Raw genomic sequence first — 2,502 nt, 5'->3', positions numbered from 1 at the left:
AAAGATAAATCTAAAGAGGTAGCTGAAAACATAAAATCTACTGTAGAGGAAACTATGGACGATGCAAAAGAACTAAAAGAAAAAATATCTAATGATTTAAAGGGTAATATTGAAGAGTTAGAAGATGTAAAAGATGAGTTGAAAAGAGATGTAAAAGAAGGTTACAAAGAAGTAAAAGATACAGTAGAAGATACAACAAAAGATGTAAAAGATACAATGGATGATGCTAAAAAAGATGTAAAGAAAGCAAAAGCAGACGTAAAAGCTGCTACTAAAGATGTTAAAAACAAGTAAGAGAAAAAATATAGTAAAAAACACTAAAGAAAAGAGGTAACTTATGACTGCAAATTTAACAATAAATGATCTCTTTACGCTTATTTTGTTTTTAATAGGAATAGGTGCAGGTATAGCTTTAATACTTGTTCTTATGAAAGTAAATAAGATATTAGGGAATGTAAGTAATGTTATAGAAGAAAATACTAAAGAACTAGATACAACTATCAAACAATTACCTGGTATCAGTCAAAATGTGAACGAAATAACTAAAGAAGCTAAAGATACTCTTGCTACACTTAGACCAGAAGTAGATACACTATTATCGAATGTAAATAATATATCTGGAAAAGTTAGCAATATCACGGATACTGTTGAGGATACAACAGAAAAAGTACATGAAACTTTTGATGATTTAACAAATAGTTTAGTAGATACAGCGCATTCTTTTGAACATAGTGCAAAAGGAATAACAGATTATATAGATACTATAAAAGAAGTTATAGACACAATAAAAAACGTAATATTATCATAAAAGGCCTCTAAAGAGGTCTTTTTTTATCTTTATCTAGCTTGAAGAATTAAAGATTGATATAATAGTATATATACTATATATTATATTTAATGCAATTAAAAAATTAAATATAATTGAAAGGTTGATTTAATGGAAAGAGTAAAACTTATTATAAATCCTTCTTCCGGAAGGCAAACTATGGAATCCAAGGTTGATTTTCTTTGTAAACTTCTGTTAGATGATGGGTATATAGTTGGGAAGTATTATACAGAAAAAAAAGATGACGCCTTATATGAAACCATAAAAACATGTGATAGTGGAAAATGGGATATTATTATTGCAAGCGGAGGAGATGGAACAGTAAATGAAGTAGCAACAGGGATAGTTAAAAGTGAAAACAAATTACCTGTAGCTATTCTTCCAAGTGGTACAGTAAATGATTTTGCTAACTACATGGGAGTGCCAAATAAAATTACTAACTTTTTTCAGATGATCAAACAAAAAAATATTGTTGACATTGATTTAGGTAAGATAAATAATAAATACTTTGTTAATGTTGCTGCTGGAGGACTTTTAACAGATGTAGGATTTCAAGTTCCAATAGAAGCAAAAGCTATTTTAGGTAGGATGGCATATTACTTTGAAGGGTTAAGAGGACTTATTTTACAGGGAATTAAACCGATTAATATAAGTTTTGAAAGTGATGAGTATACCAAAGAGGAAGAAGTGATGCTTTTTATAGTATCAAACACCTCATCTATAGCAGGATTTAAAAAGCTAGCACCGGATGCAAATATTTCAGATGGCTTTCTAGATGTTTTAATTATAAAAGATTCAGAGATCGCAGAACTTGCTAATATATTTTTTAATGTACTAAAGGGAGATCATATAAATCATCCTAAGGTAGTATATTTTAAAACCAAGAAAATTGTTATAAAATCAAAGCAGGATATGATGATAGATGTAGATGGCGAAGCAGGAGGAAAGCTTCCAACAAATTTTCAAATTATACCTAAAGCCATGAAGATAATAATTAATGAAAAATAAATAAAGACATTTAATATAATATTAGGAAAGCATCAGCTTGTATAAGAGATAAAATATATAAGTTAAAAGGGGTAATTTATATGAAACTTATAAATAATAGATTCAAGATTATAAAAAAAGAAGAAAAAGAAATATTTAATCATGAATCTTACATTGTAGAAGATATTAAAGATAATAATACAGTTAAAAAGCTAACTCTATATGAACTAGATAAAGACGAAAAAACAATCAATTATTTAACTAAAAACTTTATAGAGATATCTAATATAAGTCATAGAATACTTTTACATTCTAATAATTTTCACATAGTAGAAACTATAAATATAAGTAGAATAAATAGTTCTTTATATTTTTTGATACATGAATTTCACGATGGGAAATTATTATATTTAGAAAAAGAGAATCTAAATAGTAAACAAAAAATCAATATATTATTAGAACTTATGAATTTAATAGACTATCTACATTTTAAAGATTTTACATATAAATGTTTAAGCCCTGATAATATTTTTATTAATTCAAATAATGAGATAAAGGTAAGGAATTTAGCCCTTACATCCGAAAGAGAAACTCATACATTCTATCAAACTATGTCTGAATACTTCATAGCACCTGAGCTTCATAATAATATGAGGCATATAAAATATAAATCTGACCTCTTTTCACTG

At 26.9% G+C, this 2,502-nt stretch carries 3 protein-coding genes and 1 pseudogene; all 4 read left to right on the top strand.

The genetic code is table 11. The annotated features are described in order from the left end of the window. Positions 1-294 (top strand): annotated as a pseudogene (locus tag ACTHW2_RS10935) (hypothetical protein); the annotation flags it as partial. Between the two features lie 43 nt (positions 295-337). After that, a complete protein-coding gene (locus ACTHW2_RS10930) occupies positions 338-808 on the top strand; it encodes a hypothetical protein (RefSeq protein WP_442263953.1) in 471 nt (156 codons plus the stop codon). 129 nt (positions 809-937) lie between these two features. After that, entirely contained in the window at positions 938-1,834 is an 897-nt protein-coding gene (locus ACTHW2_RS10925) for a diacylglycerol/lipid kinase family protein (protein WP_442263952.1), read from the top strand. 80 nt (positions 1,835-1,914) lie between these two features. Continuing rightward, positions 1,915-2,502 (top strand): protein kinase domain-containing protein (locus tag ACTHW2_RS10920; protein WP_442263951.1); only part of this gene is annotated, 588 nt, incomplete at its 3' end.

The sequence above is a fragment of the Tissierella sp. genome (genome assembly GCF_052089545.1).
In the GTDB taxonomy this organism is placed as follows: Bacteria; Bacillota; Clostridia; order Tissierellales; family Tissierellaceae; genus Tissierella_A.
Note: the sequence above shows the minus strand (reverse complement) of the source record. Positions and strands in the feature narration are given on the sequence as shown.